This window comes from Caulobacter segnis, from assembly GCF_023935105.1.
Taxonomy (GTDB): domain Bacteria; phylum Pseudomonadota; class Alphaproteobacteria; order Caulobacterales; family Caulobacteraceae; genus Caulobacter; species Caulobacter segnis_B.
Genome location: NZ_CP096040.1, coordinates 2,927,774 through 2,944,720, shown reverse-complemented (window position 1 = coordinate 2,944,720; position 16,947 = coordinate 2,927,774). Strand labels below are relative to the sequence as shown.

Genomic DNA, 16,947 nt, shown 5'->3' with positions numbered 1-16,947 from the left:
GTTCACCTTACCGGCGCCACCAGCCCTTGCGGGGCTTTTCGGGCGGGGTGGTGATCTCGTTCGGATCGGGCTCGGCCGGCGTGGCCGGCGCCGTTTCCGCGACGGGTTCGGGCTCAGGCGCGGCCTGAACGACCGGCTCGGCGACGGGTTCGGCGACCGGCTCCGGCGGGACCACCGCGACGCTCTCGGTCACCGTCTCGGCCACGGCCTCGACAGCGTCCGGAGCGGCCTCGGCGGCCTCGACCGTCGCCTTCTTGCCGCGCGAGCGGGCGCGCTTGGGCTTCTTCGGGGCCTCTTCGGCTTCCGGTAGCTCGACCCAGACATCGGCCGGCGGACCGGCGATCACCGGCGGCGCCAGGATCGGGGCTTCGAACGGCTCGGCCGGTTCGGCGGTCACGACCTCGGCCGGAGCCGCTTCGGCGACAGCCGTTTCGGTCGTCGGGGCCTCGTCGCGGTTGCGGCGGCCACGGTCACGGCCGCGACGGCCACGTTCGCGAGCGGGACGCTCTTCACGCTCGGGGCGCTCGGCGCGTTCCGGACGCTCGACGGCCTCCGGGGCTTCGGCGCGGGCTTCCGGCGCCGGGCGGCGCGGTTCACTGGCGCCGCCGACCAGGGCGGCCGGGTCGTGCCAGGTGAAGACGTTCTCGCCGAACGGGACACGCGGACGGATCCAGACGAAGGCGTCGGTCGGACGATCACCGTCCTCGCGACCGCCGCGCCGACCGCCGCGACGACCGCGACGGCGGCGGCGACGGCCGCCATCGTCGTCCTCGCCGAACTCGGCGCGGTCATCGGCGTCGCCGTCGACCTCTTCTTCCTCGCCCTCGGACTCGGTTTCCGTCTCGCGCTCGTCGCGACGGCCGCGATTGCGGCCCCGGTCGCGGCGGCCGCGACGGCCCTTGCGGTCGCCACGATCGTCGTCACGGGCCTGCTTGCGGGCCGAGGCGTCGTCGTCGTCGGTGTCCTCGCGCTCGACGTCTTCTTCGTCCTCGTCGACGATGATTTCGTCGTCTTCTTCCTCGTCCTCGAACGCGGCGGCGTCGAAGTCATCGTCCTCGTCGACGTACGGGGCCGGGGCCACGGCGATACGCTCGCCCAGTTCGGTGCGATCGATCTCCTGGTCGCCGGCGTGCAGGCTGTCGTCGACCACGACGGTGACATGCAGGCCGTGCGTCTGCTGCAGACGCTGCAGATAGGCGCGCTTTTCGTTGAGAATGTAGAGACCGACCGAGCGGGCGACCTTCAGGATCACGGCGCCGGAGCCCTTCAGGGCTTCGACCTCGACCGCGCGCAGGGCGGCCAGAGCGCTGGACTCGACCGAGCGGACGCGGCCGGTGCCTTCGCAATGCTCGCAGACGTGGGTCGTGCCTTCCAGGACGCCGGTGCGGCGACGCTGGCGGCTGATCTCCATCAGGCCGAAGCCCGAGATCTTGCCCATCTGGATGCGGGCGCGGTCGTCCTTGAGAGCGTCCTTCAGGACCTTCTCGACCGCGCGGTTGTTCTTGCCTTCATCCATGTCGATGAAGTCGATGACGATCAGGCCGGCCAGGTCGCGCAGGCGCAGCTGGCGGGCGGCCTCCTCGGCGGCCTCGATGTTGGTCTTGAGGGCCGTGGCCTCGATGTTGCGCTCGCGCGTGGCCTTGCCCGAGTTGACGTCGATGGCGACCAGGGCTTCGGTCTGGTTGATGACCAGGTAGCCGCCGGAGCGCAGCGGCACGACCGGCGAATAGATCTGGGCCAGATGGTCCTCGATCTTGTTCTTGACGAACAGCGGGGTCGGGTCGCGGTAGTTGAAGACCTTCTTGGACTGGCTCGGCATCAGCATGCGCATGAAGTCGCGCGCTTCCTTGTAGCCGGCGTCGCCCTCGACCCAGATCCCGTCCAGGTCCTTGTCGTACATGTCGCGGATGGCGCGCTTGACGAGGTCTTCCTCCTCGTAGATCAGCGCCGGCGCGATCGAGTGCAGCGTGTTCTCGCGGATATTCTCCCAGAGACGCAGCAGATATTCGTAGTCGCGCTTGACCTCGGCCTTGGTGCGCTTGGCGCCGGCCGTGCGGACGATCAGGCCCATGCCCTGCGGCACGTCCAGGCTCTGGACGACGTTCTTCAGGCGCTTGCGGTCGGTGACCGCCGTGATCTTGCGGCTGATGCCGCCGCCGCGGGCGGTGTTGGGCATCAGGACGCCGTAGCGGCCGGCCAGGGAAAGGTAGGTGGTCAGGGCCGCGCCTTTGTTGCCACGCTCTTCCTTGACGACCTGGACCAGCATGATCTGCCGGCGGCGGATCACTTCCTGGATCTTGTACTTGCGCATCAGCCGGCGCTTGCGGCGCGCCAGCTCTTCCTCGACGTCGTCGTCATCGTCGTCGATCGCGTGGTCGCCGCCGTTGACGTCGTCCTCGTCGTCGCCGCCCGAGGCGCGACGCGAGATCGGAGTGTCGTCCTCGTCGTCGCCCGAGTCGTCACGCATCAGCGCTTCACGGTCGGCGACCGGGATCTGGTAGTAGTCCGGGTGGATTTCGTTGAACGCCAGGAAGCCGTGGCGATTGCCGCCGTACTCGACGAACGCGGCCTGCAGGCTGGGTTCGACGCGGGTTACCTTGGCGAGATAGATGTTACCGCGAAGCTGTTTGCGGGTCTGGCTCTCGAAATCGAACTCTTCAACCCGGGTTCCGTCCACGACGACCACACGCGTCTCTTCGGCGTGTGCTGCGTCGATCAGCATCTTCTTCGACATTAAGGAAGTCTCCACGGCGCGCGGCGGGCGCGAGGCCCGGTCGCCGATTTGAATGAAGGGCGCGCGCGTCGCCGACCGTCGCACCGTCAGCGCGGTTGCGAAGGGTCAGGTGCCAAAGGCGATCGGGTGCGGCGCAGCCCATTGGGGTTTCGTTTGTCCCTCCCGCGCGAGGCGCGGACCGGATTGTTGTGCCTGTCGCGTCACGAATGGCGCGAGAAGGTGTCTGTTGTCGCGCCAGAAGGCGCGGATCGGATGGCGCGTCGTCGCCGGAAGGGCGTTTGAGCCCGACGCGAGCCCCTCGACACGGCGTTTCGGTAGGCGTCTTGCCCGCCAGGTCGGCCGTGTCTCGAACACTATCTAGTCCGCCATCTTCGCATCGGAAGAGGTTCAGACCACTTTCGAGGCAAAGCCAGCTCGCATGGAGTCGTGACGATCACGGACTTCACGCGCGGCGGGACTGTAGCCACATCGGCGCGCAAAAGAAAAGCTTTCGACGGATCAACAGGACTTAACCCTTTGGCTACCTCGCCCGGGCGATATTGACGTTCGGTTCACCAAATCCGGTTACGCGGGCGGGGATGCGGAAGGTTCTCATCAGTTTGGCCCGCATGGGCTGGGTTCGGGCGGCGTTGATCGTCGGCGGTCTGACGACGGCCGGCGTCGCGGTCGCCACCGCCCAGGGCCCCGCCGCGCCGGCGGGGTGCAGAAGGTCCGCTTCGGCGGCGATCGCACCGAAACCCGGGTGGTGATCGACCTGGACCGCGCCTCGGCCGGCAAGCTGATTTCCGACGGCATGAGTGATCAGCGCCTGGTCATGGCGCTGCCCAACGTCGTCGTTTCCGGCGACCTGCAGGGTTCGGGCCAGGGCCTGGTCAAGCGCTGGGTCATAGACGAGGCCGCGGGCGGCGCCCGCCTGCGCCTGGACCTGGCCGGCAAGGCCGAGGTTCGCCGTCGCTTCCTGCTGCCACCCGGCGATGGCGCGACCGCCTATCGCTATGTCATCGACCTGAAGGCTGTCGACGGCGTCCCGAATGGATCGGGTTTCACGCCGCAGGCGCCCCGCCTGACCCTGGCCAGCGCGCCGGTCAAGGCCGCGCCGCTGCGCCTGAAGAAGGTCATCGTCATCGACGCCGGCCACGGCGGCAAGGATCCCGGCTCGCTGGGCGCCAATGTCTATGAAAAGGACGTCACCCTGGCCGCCGCCAAGGCGCTCAAGGCGCGTCTGGAGCGCACCGGCCGTTTCCAGGTCGTGCTGACCCGCGAGACCGACACCTTCGTCCCGCTGGAAGCGCGGGTGCAGGTCGCTCGGCGCGCCGACGCCGACCTGTTCATCTCCATGCACGCCGACTCGGGTCCCGACACCAGCACCCGAGGCGCTTCGGTCTACACCCTGTCCGAAAAGGGAACCGAGCGCGTCGGCCTGGTCCTGGACAAGAACGACTGGCTGATGAAGGCCAACCTGCCGGGCCGCGATCGCGCCGTCAGCCAGATCCTGCTGGACCTGTCGCAGCGCGCCACCAAGAACCGGTCGGCCGCCTTCGCCCAACTGCTGCTGGCCAACGTCGGCGAGGAGACCCCTTTGCTGCGGCGTAGCCACCGCGACGCGGGCTTCATCGTGCTTTTGGCGCCGGACGTGCCGGCCGTGCTGCTGGAGATGGGCTTCATCACCAATCCGGACGACGAGGCGCTGCTCACCACCAAGTCCAGCCGCAACCGTCTGGTCAACGCCGTCGCCGATTCGATCGAGGCCTACTTCTCGGCGGATTCGCGCAAGTCCTGATAACGGACGGGCGCCGCTTCCCCTTTTCTCCGGCGCGCTCTAATCACAGGGACGATCGTTCGCGCTTCGTCGAAGAAAGCGTGACCGCGAAACCGCTTACGGTTCCGCGACAAGCGATCTAGTGAAGGGTGTGTGGCGGGGCAGGGGACTCGCCCGACGGAGGTCGCGTGGATCTGAAACCCAGCGAACGATGGATGGCCATCGCGGGCGTGGCGGTGCTGTCGTTCATCGCCGTCGCGGGATTCGCGATCGCGATCTACGCCGCCTGGCTGTTCCATGACATGCCCGACGCCGGCGAGTTGCAGGACTACCGTCCGCCGACCGCCACGCGCGTCTATGCGTGGGACGGCACGCTGATCGGCGAATATTCCAAAGAGCGCCGGATCTTCATTCCCTACGACCAGATCCCGCCGCAGCTGGCCCAGGCCTTCCTGGCGGCCGAGGATCGCAATTTCTTCCAGCACGGCGGCGTTGACGTCGGCGGCCTGTCGCGCGCGATGCTGAACAACGTCGGCAACGCCATCCGCGGCCGGCGCCTAGAGGGCGGCTCGACCATCACCCAGCAGGTCGCCAAGAACGTCCTGCTGACCAGCGACGCCACGGTCGGCCGCAAGTTCAAGGAAGCGATCCTGGCCCACCGCTTGGAGCAATCGCTGACCAAGCAGCAGATTCTCGAGCTCTATCTGAACGAGATCTGGCTGGGCTATCGCTCGTTCGGCGTCGGCGCGGCCGCCTACAACTACTTCGGCAAGTCGCTGCCGGAGCTGACCCTGGCTCAGTGCGCCTATCTGGCCTCGCTACCCAAGGGGCCGGACAACTACCACCCGATCCGCAACAAGGCCAAGGCGATGGCCCGCCGCAACTGGGTGCTGGGCCAGATGGCCGAGCAGGGCTGGATCACCAAGGAGAACGCCCGCAAGGCCATGGCCGAGGACCTGGTCGTGCAGCCCGGGCCCAAGCGCGCCGCCTATCGCGACGCCGACTACTTCGTCGAGGAAGTGCGCCAGCGCGGCATGGCGACGCTGGGCCCCCGTCTCAACGAGGGCGGCTACTACATGCGCACGACCCTGGATCCGCGCCTGCAGACGGCGGCTCGTGTGGCGCTGATGGACGGCCTGGAGAAGTACGACCGTCGCCACGGCTGGCGCGGCGCCTGGGGGCACGTCGAGTCTACAGACCTTGCCTGGGAAAAGACCGCCCTGGCCAAGCCGATCCCGTCCGAGCGCAACACCTGGCGTCCGGCCCTGGTCACCTCCAACGACGGCCGCGTGCGCCTGGTGAAGGGAGAGGGCGAGGGCCAGATCGTCGGCGAGGACGTGACCTGGGCCAAGAACGGCAAGGGCCTGAAGGCCGGCGACCTGGTCTTCGTCGAGAAGGCGGCCAGCGGCGGCTACCGCCTGCGCCAAGCCCCGGCCGTCAACGGAGCCTTGGTGGCCATGGAGCCGTATACCGGCCGCATCGTGGCCCTGGTCGGCGGCTATTCCTACTCGCTGTCGAAGTTCAACCGCGCCACCCAGGCCAATCGCCAGCCGGGTTCGGCGTTCAAGCCATTCGTCTATGCGACGGCGCTGGAGAACGGCTACACGCCCGCCAGCGTCATCGTCGACAGCGCCATCACCCTGAAGGGGGCCAACGGCCAGGACTGGAGCCCGGAGAACTACCACAAGGAGTTCTATGGGGCTCAGCCGCTGCGCAAGGGCCTGGAGCAGTCGATCAACGCGATGACCGTGCGCCTGGCCCAGGGCGTCGGCATGAAGAAGATCATCGACTTCGCCAAGCGCGCGGGGGTCGTCAAGACCATGGACCCGGTGCTGGCCATGGCCCTGGGGGCCGGAGAGACGACGCCGTTCAAGCTGACCGCCGCCTATGCGCCGTTCGTCAACGGCGGCCGCCGGGTCGAGCCGCACCTGATCGAGCTGGTGCAGGACCGCGAGGGCAAGGTGATCTTCCGGGCCGACAAGCGCGACTGCGAGCGCTGCGAGGCCGGCTTCAACGGCGATGAGAGTCCCAGATTCGCCGCGCCGGGCGAGCAGGTCATGGATCCGGTCACGGCCTACCAGATCACCTCGATGCTGCAGGGCGTGGTCCAGCGCGGCACCGCCGCCGCCGTCAGTTCGCTGGGCCGTCCGCTGGCGGGCAAGACGGGCACCACCAACGAGTACCGCAGCGCCTGGTTCGTCGGTTTCTCGCCGAACCTGGTGGTCGGGGTGTTCTTCGGCTTCGACGACAACCGCTCACTGGGCGAGGGAGAGACGGGTGCAGCCGGTCCCGTGCCGGTGTTCATGGACTTCATGAAGGTCGCGCTGGAGGGCCAGCCCGTCGTCGATTTCAAGCCACCGAAGAACGCCAAGTTCGCTCTGGTGCGCGGCGTCCGCGAGGCTTTCCGGCCCGGCACCGAGCCCAAGGTCGAGGTCGCTCCGACCGGCCCCGTGCCCTACAACGAGCTGTCGCCTGGTCTGCCGCCGGTACCGCAGCCGCAGGCCCAGCCTGGCAAGCCGCCGCCGCAGAAGGTGGATCCGCTCAGCGGTCTCTATTGACGTTGCGCGGGAGGCCGACGCGCGTTATCTCCCGCGCCCTTCAACACTGTCGCGGAGTTACGTGATGAGACCGGATGTCGAGGCCGCCGCGGCCGACATCGAGCAGTCCGTGGGACTGCTCAGGAGGCGTCTTTGACTGGGATGTCGCCCTCCGCAAGCTCGATGAGCTGAACGCCCGGGTCGAGGACCCGACCCTGTGGGACCGTCCGTCCGAGGCCCAGGCCGTGTCGCGCGAGCGCGCGAACCTGGCCGCCAAGGTCGAGGCCGTCCAGTCGATCGAGCGCGACGTCAAGGACGCGGTCGAATACGCCGAACTGGCCGACATGGAAGGCGACGAGGAGTCGCTGAACGACGCCCGCGCCCAGCTGAAGGCGATCCGCGAACGCGCCGGTCGCGCCGAGCTGGAGGCCCTGCTGTCCGGCGAGGCCGACGGCAACGACGCCTATATCGAAATCAACTCCGGGGCCGGGGGCACGGAGTCGTGCGACTGGGCCGGCATCCTGCTGCGCATGTACACGCGCTGGGCCAACGCCCACGGCATGACGACCGAACTGATCGAAGAGACCGACGGCGACCAGGCCGGCATCAAGTCCGCGACCCTGCTGGTCAAGGGCCCCAACGCCTATGGCTGGCTGAAGACCGAGGCCGGCGTGCACCGCCTGGTGCGCATCAGCCCGTATGACAGCAGCGCCCGCCGCCACACCTCGTTCGCCTCGGCCTGGGTCTATCCCGTGGTCGACGACAACATCGAGATCGAGATCAATCCGTCCGATGTGCGGACCGACACCTACCGCGCTTCCGGCGCCGGCGGTCAGCACATCAACAAGACGGACTCGGCCGTGCGCCTGACGCACATTCCGACCGGCATCGCGGTGGCCTGCCAGGCCGGCCGCTCGCAGCACCAGAACCGCGAGGAAGCCTGGAAGATGCTGCGCGCGCGCCTCTACGAGGCCGAGCTGCAGAAGCGCGAAGCCGCCCAGCAGGCGCTGGAGGACACCAAGACCGACATCGGCTGGGGGCACCAGATCCGCAGCTACGTGTTGCAGCCCTACCAGATGGTCAAGGATCTGCGGACCAACGTCGAGACGTCCGACACGCAAGGGGTCTTGGACGGCGACCTCGACGCCTTCATGGGCGCCTCCCTGGCCCAGCGCGTGGGTCACACGCGCGACGGCGGCGAGGCCTAGGCTTCCTCGTCCCGCTGGCGTCTCCAGGGCGTCAGCGGGACATAGGTCGCCGCTTCGGTCGGCCCCTGGCGGCTGACCTCGATCAATCCCCTTTGTTTCAAGGTCTCGACGGCGTTCTGCACTGTGCGCCGCGACTGGCCCGTGCGTTCGGCCAGCTGGGTGTGGCTGAAGCTGGCCCGTCCGTCGGCGTGCGCCGCCGTGATCGCCAGATAGACCAGGAACGACGACGGTCTGTGGTCGTGACCCACCAGGTCCGCCATCAGGGTGTCGAGCACGTAGCGATGGATCGCATAGCTCTGCGTAGTCATTGCTATAGCATTGCCTGCACGACTTCACCGGCGCAAGGCCGTCGCGTTACGACCTCGGGCCTGGATCGCCCACAGGGAAGAGAAACGCGATGAGCGTGATCAGCAAGGTAAAGTTCGTCAGCATTCCGACCAGCGACCAGGATCGGGCCTTGGCCTTCTGGACCGAGAAGGTCGGCCTGCGGGTCGCCACCGACCAGCCGATGGGCCAGCAGCGCTGGATCGAGCTGTCGATCCCGGGCGCGGAGACGGGCCTCGTGCTGTTCACGCCCGAGGGGCATGAAGACCGCATCGGCAGCTTCTTCAACGGCTCGCTGGCCTGCGACGACGTCGAGCACGCCTATCGCAAGCTGAGCGAGAAGGGCGTCGAATTCGAAGGTCCGCCCCAGAAGCAGCCCTGGGGAACCTTCGCCAAGTTCAAGGACCCCGACGGCAACACCTTCGTGCTCAGCAGTCGATAATCGACCGTCAGCCGGCGACCGCCTCGGCGATGGCCAGCTGCGGTTCCGGCTGCGGCGCGGGCTGGACGACCGGGGCGGGGCGCTGGAACTTCAGGCTGCGGCCTTGGAAGAAGGCGCCGCTTTCGATGGCCAGCTGCTCGTGGGTGATGTCGCCATCGATGTACGAGGCGCCGTAGAGCCGGACCTGCTTGGCGGTGATCGTGCCGACCACGCGGCCGCGCACCTCGACGATCTCGGCGTAGATCGAGCCTTCGATATGGCCGGTCTCGCCGATGGTCAGGCGGCCGACGCGGATGTCGCCCTTGATCATACCGTCGACCTGCAGCTCGCCTTCGCCCGAGATGTCGCCCTGGATGGTCAGGTCGGCCGAGAGCAAGGAGGCCACCTTCGGCGTGGCGCGACGGGCCTGGTCGGCGGGCCCGGCGGCGGCCGGGGTCGGCAGGGATTCGATGCGGGCCGTGGTCTTGGGCGCCGACTTAGCTTGCTTGCTGAACATACTCACCAGCCTTCAAGAAGCGATTGGGGTTCTGGGCCTTGCCGTTGACCCAGACTTCGTAATGCAGGTGCGGGCCGGTCGAGCGGCCGGTCGAGCCCATGGCGCCGACGCGCGAGCCGATCGACACACGCTGGCCGACGCGGACGCCGATGGTGGCCAGGTGCGCGTAGCGGGTCTTGAAGCCGCCGCCGTGGTCGATCTCGACCGTGTTGCCGTAGCCCGAGCGCACGCCCGTGAACGAGATGACGCCCGGCGCCGTGGCCATGATCGGTGTGTAGAAGGCGCCCGGGAAGTCGAGGCCCGAATGGAAGGCCGGCCGGCGCGTGAACGGGTCGAAGCGGACACCGTAGCTGGACGACAGGGCCGGATTGCTGGTCGGGCGGTAGAAGGGCAGCTTCTTGGCCGCCGCGCCCAGGCTGCGCATGTCCGACATGTCGTTGGCCGCATGCTGGATGCGGCTGGCGAACTCCTCGTCGACGTCGAGCACGGCGGCGAGCGCGCGGGGATCCTTGGCCTCGATCAGCGGGCCGCCCAGCGACACGCCGCGACCGGTGAAGTTGCCCGCGTCCAGGCCGGCCATCCGCATGGCCAGGCGCAAGCGCTCGGCGCGGCTCTTGGCGAAGCTTTCTGCGGCGTCGATCAGGCGCTCCTGGTCCATGCGGGTGGCCTGGATGCGCTGGATCGGGCTGGCGGCCAGCAGGCGGGGCTTGGCGACGGTCAGGGCCTCGGCGGCCCCGGGCACGCCCTTGAAGTCGGAGACCAGCAGAGCCAGGGCGGCGTGGCGCTTCTCGACCGAGCTCGCCAGATCGTCCAGCGAGCCGTTGGTGGCCGACAGCTGGGCGACCGCGCTGTTCAGGCGCGCCTGACGGTCGGCGTTCAGGCGCTCGTAATAGGCCTTCTGCTTGATGACCTGCTGGTCGGTCGCGCTGACCGACAGGACGTTGATCATCATCGAAGCGGTGCAGACCCCCATCCACAGCGCCGCGCCGGCCACGCAGGTGGCGCCCAGGATCTGCTTGTTGGTGGAGAAGACGTAACCGCGCATCTCGCCGCCGGAGCGGATATAGATGTGCCGTTCAGGGAATAGGGCTTCGAGAGATTGTCGCAGTCGCTTGAAGCGCTTGATCGCCATCGCCCGAGAACCCCCGTTTCAGGTCCGGCGATATGCAACGATAAAGCGGAAACGTGCAAGACTCTTCGCGCCCGATAGAGGCGTGAGTCGCGAAATACCAATGTTGCGCCTGCACCCTTAACGTTTCCTGACCAGCGAAGTCAGCAATTAAGGCTGTGCTCGCGCCGAAAGGTCACAGGTTGAGGCGCGGATACAACACCGCCGCGATCGAACCGTTCCAAGGCGAGACGAAAACGCCGGCGAAATCTATTTGATGGCCTTGGCGGCGTTCATAACCGCCTTGATGTGGCCGGGCACCTTCACCTTGCGCCAGGCCTCGCGGACTACGCCTTCGCGGTCGATCAGGAAGGTCGAGCGGTCGATGCCCATGTACTTGCGGCCGTACATGCTCTTCTCGACCCAGGCGCCATAGGCCTCGACCACGTCGCCCAGCGGGTCGGCGGCCAGCTCGATGGTCAGGTCGTGCTTCTTGCGGAACTTGGCGTGCGAGGCGGCGCTGTCCTTGGACACGCCGACGATCACCGCGCCCAGCTTCTGGAACTCCTCGACTTCCGACGAGAACTGCAACGCCTCCGACGTGCAGCCGGCGGTGTCGTCCTTCGGATAGAAGTAGAGCACGATGTTCTTGCCCTTCAGGCCCGCCAGGCTGACCCGGCCGGTGTCGGTCGGCAGGTCGAAGTCGGGGGCCTTGTCGCCGGGCTGCAGCATCGAACGCGTCCTTGATATCCGTTAGGGAAACCACCGTCCCGACTCCTGGCCTACGCCAGGGTCGGAACGATAATCAACCCCATAACTAAACGGGCTTCACCAACACGATCTTCTTCTTGCCGGCGGCCAGCTTGACGACGCCTTCGACGAGGTCGGCCGAGGTGATCACGCGGTTGGCGTCGGCCTCGGCCTTGTCGTTGACCTTGAGGCCGCCGCCTTGGGCCAGGCGCCGGGCCTCACCGCGCGAGGCGGCCAGACCGGCGTCGGCGAACAGGGCCGCCAGCACGACGCCGGCTTCCAGGTCGGCCGCGGGCACCTCGAAGGTCGGCAGGTCGGCCGAGAGCGCGCCTTGTTCGAAGGCCTTCTCGGCGGCGTCGCGGGCCTTGCGGGCTTCCTCGTCGCCGTGGGCCATGCGGGTGGCCTCGTCGGCCAGCACCTTCTTGGCGTCGTTGATCTGGGCGCCCGGAAGGGCCTCCAGCTCCGCGATCTTCTCCAGCGGCAGGTCGGTGAACAGCTTCAGGAAGCGGCCCACGTCGGCGTCCTCGGTGTTGCGCCAGAACTGCCAGTAGTCGTACGGCGACAACTGCTCGGCGTTCAGCCACACCGCGCCGGCCATGGTCTTGCCCATCTTGGCGCCCGAGGCCGTGGCCAAGAGCGGCGTCGTCAGGCCGAACGCCGCCTTCTGGTCGACGCGACGGGTCAGCTCCACCCCGTTCAGGATGTTGCCCCACTGGTCCGACCCGCCCATCTGCAGAACGCAACCGTACTTGCGGTTCAGCTCCAAGAAGTCGGTGGCCTGCATCAGCATGTAGTTGAATTCGAGGAAGGTCATCGGCTGCTCGCGCTCGAGCCGCAGCTTGACCGAGTCGAAGGCCAGCATCCGGTTGACCGTGAAGTGCACGCCGTAGTCGCGCAGGAACTGGACGTAGCCGAACTTGCTCAGCCACTCGTCATTGTCGACCATGATCGCGTCGGTCGGGCCGTCGCCGAAGGTCAGGAACTTGGCGAAGACCTGCTTGATACCGGCGATGTTGGCCGCGATGTCGGCGTCCGACAGCAGCTTTCGGCTTTCGTCCTTGCCGGTCGGGTCGCCGACCTTGGTCGTGCCGCCGCCCATCAGGACGATCGGCTTGTGACCGGCCTGCTGCAGGCGTCGCAGCATCATGATCTGGATCAGCGAGCCGACATGCAGGCTGGGCGCGGTGGCGTCGAAACCGATGTAGGCGGTGACGATCCCGCCGGCGCAGGCCGCGTCCAGTTCGTCCGGATGGGTGATCTGGTGGATGTAGCCGCGCGCCTCCAGGGTTCGCAGGAACTCCGACTTGAAGGACGACGCGGCGGACATGGTTCGACTCTCTGATTGACTTGGCGGGCCGTCTAGCACGGCGAGATCGGTGTGTGGCGGTTTCATTTCGGACTCCGGAAAGGGGCCGGAGCGCATGATCGACTGAAATGGAGCGACCCCGGCGAGGCGGGGTTGCGACGTGTCTGGTCGGCCTCCCGCTATGGCAGCGGGCGGTAGTAGGGGCGGGCCAGGACTTGTCCCAAGAAGATGGGGGCGTCGATCATGGGGCCTAGCTACCCGTTCGCGACCATGGCAGTCAACGGACCATGCGTATCCTTGGATTCATGACCGGCACCTCGCTCGACGCGGTCGACATGGCGGTGCTGGAGACCGACGGCCACGAGATCCAGGCCTTCGGGCCGGCGGGCGAGCGCAAGTTGCGCGACGAGACCCGTGACCTGCTGCTGGTCGCCACCGAGATCGCCCGCGGCTGGCCGCGCGACAAGGCCGAGCCGGAGATCTTCGCCGAGGCCGCCCGCGCCGTCGCCGACGAACACATCCATGCCGCCGAAAACTTCCTGGCCGAGCACGGCCTGGCGTGGAACGATTTCGACCTCTTGGGCGTCCACGGCCAGACCGTGCTGCACGAGCGCCCGACTCCGGACCGGATCGGCCGCACCGTGCAACTGCTGGACGCCGAGCGTCTGGCCAAGGTCAGCGGGCAGCCGGTGGCCTTCGACTTTCGCAGCGCCGACGTGGCGGCCGGCGGGCAGGGGCGCCGCTGGCCCCGATCTATCACGCCGCCCGCGCCCGGGCCTCGGGCCTGGCCGCGCCGGTGGCCGCGCTGAACATCGGTGGGGTGGCCAACATCACGCTCATCAACGACGACGATCAGCTGCTGGCCTTCGACACCGGACCCGGCAACGGCATGATCGACCTGATGCTGCAGGAGCGGGGCCTGGGCCGTTTCGACGAGAACGGGCGCCTGGCGGCCTCGGGCCGGGTGGACCAGACCATCCTCGACACCTTCCTGGCCAGTTCCTATTTCGCCGGCCCCGCGCCCAAGTCGCTGGACCGCTACGACTTCCCGCTGGACCTGGTCGAGCCCCTGTCGGCCGAGGACGCCGCCGCCACCCTGGTGGCCTTCACGGCCGAGGCGGTGATCAAGGCCTTCGACCATGGCGCACGGCCCAGCGCCCTGATCGTCTGCGGCGGCGGTCGCCACAATCCGCAGATCATGAAGGCCTTGACCGAACGCGCGCCGGTGCCGGTCAAGACCGCCGAGGACTACGGCTGGCGCGGCGACAGCATCGAGGCCGAGGCCTTCGCCTATCTGGCCGCGCGCACCGCCAAGGGCCTGCCGATCAGCTTCCCAGGCACCACGGGGGTGAAGGCGCCAATGACGGGCGGGCGGATCGTTACGCCCTGAAGACAGGTCTCGACTTCGACACGATTTCCGGTTGAGCTTGCGTCGCCGGATGGCGCGGAGGCGAGCATGATCGGATTGCTGATGGCGGCCCTCTTAGGCGGCGCCCAACCGTCGCCCCTGAGCCCGCAGGCGACAGCGTTGATCGCGCCGGTGCGGCAGGCCTTGGACGCCGAGCGCAAGGCCCAGACGGCCTTGCCGCCTCCAGCGAGCGACGCGGAGAAGCTGGAGCGCATGGGGCGTATGGACCAGGTCGGTCGCCGCGTGCTGACCGGCATAGATCTTACGGTCCTGCCGCTGCAGGAAAGAGACCCAGCCAGCAAGGCCATGTGGGCTCCGATCAAGGAGATCGACGCCGAGAACCAGAAGGCTCTTTTGGCCATGACGCCGCCCGAGGGCTGGTTTCTGAAAAGCCGCTATGGCGCCCGGGCCTCACAGGCGGCCTTCAACATCGTCCAGCACTCGGACTTGTCGCTCTGGCGTCGCTTCGTCCCCGTTCTGGAGCCCCTGGTCACTACCGGGGAGGTGGAGGGGCAGAGCTACGGTCTCATGTACGACCGGCTGGCGATCAACGAAGGCCGTCCTCAGCGCTATGGCAGTCAAATGACCTGCAAGGACGGCAAGTACGTGGTCGATCGACTGGAGGCGCCCGAGCAGGTGGACGCAAGGCGAAAAGCCATGGGCTTTCCGCAGACACTCGCCGAATATGAAGCCATCTTCGCGCAGTACCCGCCCTGCACCTGAAGCTTAGTGCAGCTTCAGCCGACCCGACACGCGCTGCTGCAGCAACCGCGCCAGCGCCAGGGTCGCCGTGCGGCCGACGCCCAGGATCGCCCGGTGGTGATCCAGGTGCAGGGACATGTAGGCCCATTTCGCGAGAAGGCCTTCGACGAAGAAGTTCGGACCGCCCAATCCGCCCATCAGCGAGCCGACGCCCTTGTGATCGCCCAGCGAGACCAGCGAACCGAAATCACGATACACGAAGGGCCTGTCCAGCCGGCCTTGATGCAGACGGGCGATGATGGCGCGTTCCAGATAGCTGGCTTGCTGATGCGCGGCCTGGGCGCGGGCGGGCACGGTCTTGCCGTCCTTCCAGGGCGCCGCGGCGCAGTCGCCCAGAGCCCAGATGTCCGGCGCCGAGGTCTCCAGGCGATCGTTGACCACGAATTGGTTGCCGCGGTTGGTCTCCAGGCCGAAGCCCGCATTGGCCTCGGCCGCCTTCACGCCCGCAGCCCAGACGATCAGATCGGCGGGGATGTCCCCCTGGCTGGTCTCGAGCCGATCGGCATGGACGGCCAGCACCTTGGCGTCGGTCTTCACGGTCACGCCCTTGCGCTCCAACGCCAGCGTCGCCTTGTCGGCGATCTTCTGCGGCAGGGCGCCCAGGATGCGCGGCGCGGCCTCGACCACGGTGATATCCAGGCGGAAGCGCTGTTCATCGCCCAGGCTGTCCAGCAGTTCGCGATGCGCTTCGATCAGCTCAGCCGACAGCTCCACGCCCGTGGCCCCGCCGCCGACGATGGCGACGCGCATGATCCGCTCGGTGGAGAACGAGGCCTTGGTGAAGGCCGCCAGCAGGCGAGCGTGGAACGCTTCCGCGTCCTCGGTGCGCTCCAGGAGGTGCGCTTGCTCGGCGCCGGGCGTGCCGAACAGGTTCGAGCCGCTGCCTATGGCCAGAACGCCGTAGGTGAAGGTGATGGCCCGCTCGGGCGCCAGGATCTGACCATCCTCGTCGATGATCGCCTTCAGGGTCAGGCGTTTGGCGGTCGGATCGAAGGTCGCCAGCTCGCCCAGGAGGAAGTTGAAGCCGTTCGAGCGGCCCAGGATCGAGTAAGAGACGCCTTCCTGGTGGACGTCCAGGGTGCCGGCCGCGACCTCATGCAGGGTCGGCTTCCAGATGTGGAAGCTGGAGCGATCGATCAGCAGAACCCGACGTTTTCCGTGCCGACCGCCGAGGCGGCGCCCCAGTCGCGACGCTAGTTCTAGTCCGCCGGCTCCCCCGCCGACGATGACGATGTCGTAGTGCATCACCGCCTCGCTTGATATTCATCAATCGGTGAAAATATAGGTCGCCAACCCACGTTACGCCAGGGCTGCTCGGCCGTATCGCACAACGAAAAAGGCCTCCCCGAAGGGAGGCCTCTGAAACTCTGCTAGATCGGGTTTTCCGCCAGGCGCTTGTCGAGATAGTCGCTGACGCTCTTCTCGACGCTGGGCAGGTGCTCGGCCCAGAAGTGGGTGGCCTTGTCGATGACCTCGTAGTCGATCGTGATGCCCTTCTGGGTGCGCAGCTTGGTGACCACGCGCTCCACCTCGACCGGCGGGGTGATGGTGTCGGCCGAGCCCGTCAGGAACAGACCCGAGGCCGGGCAGGGGGCCAGGAAGCTGAAGTCGTACATGTTGGTCGGCGGCGACACCGAGATGAAGCCGTCGGTCTCCGGGCGGCGCATCAGCAGTTGCATGCCGATATAGGCGCCGAAGTCGAAGCCGGCGACCCAGGTCTGGCTGGCGGCGGGGTTGGAGGTCTGCAGCCAGTCCAGCGCCGTGGCCGCGTCGGCCAGCTCGCCGATGCCGGCGTCGAACTCGCCCTGGCTGCGGCCCACGCCGCGGAAGTTGAAGCGGAGGGTCGCGAAACCACGCTTCATGAACAGGTGGTACAGCTGCACGGCCACCGGGTGGTTCATGTGACCGCCGGCCTTGGGGTGGGGATGCAGGATCAGCGCGATCGGCGCCGTTTCGGTCTTGCCCGGAGAGTAGCGACCTTCGATCCGCCCGGACGCGCCGGTCAAAATCACATCAGGCATGTCGTTCCCTTGAGCTCGCCAGCGGTCCGCCATTCGACGATTTGGGTCGCCGAATACTTGACTACTGCGCTTGGTCTTCCTAGATCGCAACC

13 protein-coding genes and 2 pseudogenes are annotated in these 16,947 nt (G+C 67.4%); 6 read left to right on the top strand and 9 right to left on the bottom strand.

The annotated features are described in order from the left end of the window. Positions 1–7 precede the first annotated feature (7 nt). A complete protein-coding gene (locus MZV50_RS13860; RefSeq protein WP_252629762.1) occupies positions 8–2,734 on the bottom strand; it encodes an Rne/Rng family ribonuclease in 2,727 nt (908 codons plus the stop codon). Further along, the gene (locus MZV50_RS13855) at positions 2,658–2,876 is read right to left on the bottom strand and encodes a hypothetical protein (protein WP_223395669.1); all 219 of its coding nucleotides are present in this window, start codon (positions 2,874–2,876) and stop codon (positions 2,658–2,660) included. The genes MZV50_RS13860 and MZV50_RS13855 overlap by 77 nt, the downstream gene beginning before the upstream one ends. Positions 2,877–3,312: 436 nt before the next feature. Between MZV50_RS13855 and MZV50_RS13850 the strand changes: the two are divergent. From MZV50_RS13850 to prfB, 3 genes and pseudogenes are all read left to right on the top strand, one after another. Further along, positions 3,313–4,514 (top strand): annotated as a pseudogene (locus tag MZV50_RS13850) (N-acetylmuramoyl-L-alanine amidase family protein). Positions 4,515–4,681: 167 nt separating this feature from the next. Beyond that, positions 4,682–7,051 (top strand): penicillin-binding protein 1A, encoded by a 2,370-nt coding sequence (locus MZV50_RS13845; protein WP_252629761.1) that lies wholly within the window; start codon positions 4,682–4,684, stop codon positions 7,049–7,051. A 64-nt stretch (positions 7,052–7,115) separates the two neighbouring features. Further along, positions 7,116–8,238, top strand: a protein-coding gene (gene prfB, locus MZV50_RS13840; RefSeq protein ID WP_252629760.1) for a peptide chain release factor 2 whose coding sequence is annotated in 2 segments (ribosomal slippage) — positions 7,116–7,184 and positions 7,186–8,238 — 1,122 coding nt in all. Because the reading frame shifts where the segments join, the coding sequence is not laid out codon by codon here. On the opposite strand, the gene MZV50_RS13835 is transcribed toward prfB, so the two are convergent. After that, positions 8,235–8,546, bottom strand: a complete 312-nt coding sequence (locus tag MZV50_RS13835; RefSeq protein ID WP_252629759.1) for a helix-turn-helix domain-containing protein — start codon at positions 8,544–8,546, stop codon at positions 8,235–8,237. The two genes, prfB and MZV50_RS13835, sit on opposite strands and share 4 nt — an antisense overlap. 89 nt (positions 8,547–8,635) lie before the next feature. On the opposite strand from MZV50_RS13835, the gene MZV50_RS13830 reads away from it, so the two are divergent. Then, entirely contained in the window at positions 8,636–9,004 is a 369-nt protein-coding gene (locus tag MZV50_RS13830; RefSeq protein WP_252629758.1) for a VOC family protein, read from the top strand. Positions 9,005–9,011: 7 nt separating this feature from the next. Here the strand turns inward: MZV50_RS13830 and MZV50_RS13825 are convergent, their stop codons facing one another. From MZV50_RS13825 to tyrS, 4 genes are all read right to left on the bottom strand, one after another. After that, positions 9,012–9,500 carry a bactofilin family protein gene (locus MZV50_RS13825; protein ID WP_252629757.1) on the bottom strand — a complete coding sequence of 163 codons (489 nt, stop codon included), beginning with the start codon at positions 9,498–9,500 and terminating at the stop codon, positions 9,012–9,014. Further along, a complete protein-coding gene (locus MZV50_RS13820; RefSeq protein WP_252629756.1) occupies positions 9,481–10,632 on the bottom strand; it encodes a peptidoglycan DD-metalloendopeptidase family protein in 1,152 nt (383 codons plus the stop codon). The genes MZV50_RS13825 and MZV50_RS13820 overlap by 20 nt, the downstream gene beginning before the upstream one ends. 246 nt (positions 10,633–10,878) lie before the next feature. Then, positions 10,879–11,340, bottom strand: coding sequence for a peroxiredoxin (locus MZV50_RS13815; protein ID WP_252629755.1), 462 nt, complete (start codon positions 11,338–11,340; stop codon positions 10,879–10,881). Between the two features lie 85 nt (positions 11,341–11,425). Beyond that, positions 11,426–12,751: a tyrosine--tRNA ligase gene (gene tyrS, locus MZV50_RS13810; protein ID WP_252629754.1), complete on the bottom strand. Its 1,326-nt coding sequence runs from the start codon at positions 12,749–12,751 to the stop codon at positions 11,426–11,428. Positions 12,752–12,951: 200 nt separating this feature from the next. Here tyrS and MZV50_RS13805 point away from each other — a divergent pair. Both MZV50_RS13805 and MZV50_RS13800 read left to right on the top strand, forming a co-directional pair. Continuing rightward, positions 12,952–14,054, top strand: a pseudogene (locus tag MZV50_RS13805) (anhydro-N-acetylmuramic acid kinase). Between the two features lie 66 nt (positions 14,055–14,120). Further along, entirely contained in the window at positions 14,121–14,795 is a 675-nt protein-coding gene (locus tag MZV50_RS13800) for a DUF6624 domain-containing protein (protein WP_252629753.1), read from the top strand. A 3-nt stretch (positions 14,796–14,798) separates the two neighbouring features. Here the strand turns inward: MZV50_RS13800 and MZV50_RS13795 are convergent, their stop codons facing one another. Next, positions 14,799–16,079, bottom strand: a complete 1,281-nt coding sequence (locus MZV50_RS13795; protein WP_252629752.1) for an NAD(P)/FAD-dependent oxidoreductase — start codon at positions 16,077–16,079, stop codon at positions 14,799–14,801. Between the two features lie 125 nt (positions 16,080–16,204). Then, the gene (locus MZV50_RS13790; RefSeq protein ID WP_184719478.1) at positions 16,205–16,855 is read right to left on the bottom strand and encodes an alpha/beta hydrolase; all 651 of its coding nucleotides are present in this window, start codon (positions 16,853–16,855) and stop codon (positions 16,205–16,207) included. Between the last annotated feature and the right edge of the window lie 92 nt (positions 16,856–16,947).

What these genes read in the sequence shown, in the direction of transcription:
- MZV50_RS13860 (WP_252629762.1), bottom strand. Translation starts at nt 2,734, where the DNA reads ATGTCGAAGAAGATGCTGATCGACGCAGCACACGCCGAAGAGACGCGT.
- MZV50_RS13855 (WP_223395669.1), bottom strand. Translation starts at nt 2,876, where the DNA reads ATGGGCTGCGCCGCACCCGATCGCCTTTGGCACCTGACCCTTCGCAAC.
- MZV50_RS13835 (WP_252629759.1), bottom strand. Translation starts at nt 8,546, where the DNA reads ATGACTACGCAGAGCTATGCGATCCATCGCTACGTGCTCGACACCCTG.
- MZV50_RS13830 (WP_252629758.1), top strand. Translation starts at nt 8,636, where the DNA reads ATGAGCGTGATCAGCAAGGTAAAGTTCGTCAGCATTCCGACCAGCGAC.
- MZV50_RS13825 (WP_252629757.1), bottom strand. Translation starts at nt 9,500, where the DNA reads ATGTTCAGCAAGCAAGCTAAGTCGGCGCCCAAGACCACGGCCCGCATC.
- MZV50_RS13820 (WP_252629756.1), bottom strand. Translation starts at nt 10,632, where the DNA reads ATGGCGATCAAGCGCTTCAAGCGACTGCGACAATCTCTCGAAGCCCTA.
- MZV50_RS13815 (WP_252629755.1), bottom strand. Translation starts at nt 11,340, where the DNA reads ATGCTGCAGCCCGGCGACAAGGCCCCCGACTTCGACCTGCCGACCGAC.
- tyrS (WP_252629754.1), bottom strand. Translation starts at nt 12,751, where the DNA reads ATGAAACCGCCACACACCGATCTCGCCGTGCTAGACGGCCCGCCAAGT.
- MZV50_RS13800 (WP_252629753.1), top strand. Translation starts at nt 14,121, where the DNA reads ATGATCGGATTGCTGATGGCGGCCCTCTTAGGCGGCGCCCAACCGTCG.
- MZV50_RS13795 (WP_252629752.1), bottom strand. Translation starts at nt 16,079, where the DNA reads ATGCACTACGACATCGTCATCGTCGGCGGGGGAGCCGGCGGACTAGAA.
- MZV50_RS13790 (WP_184719478.1), bottom strand. Translation starts at nt 16,855, where the DNA reads ATGCCTGATGTGATTTTGACCGGCGCGTCCGGGCGGATCGAAGGTCGC.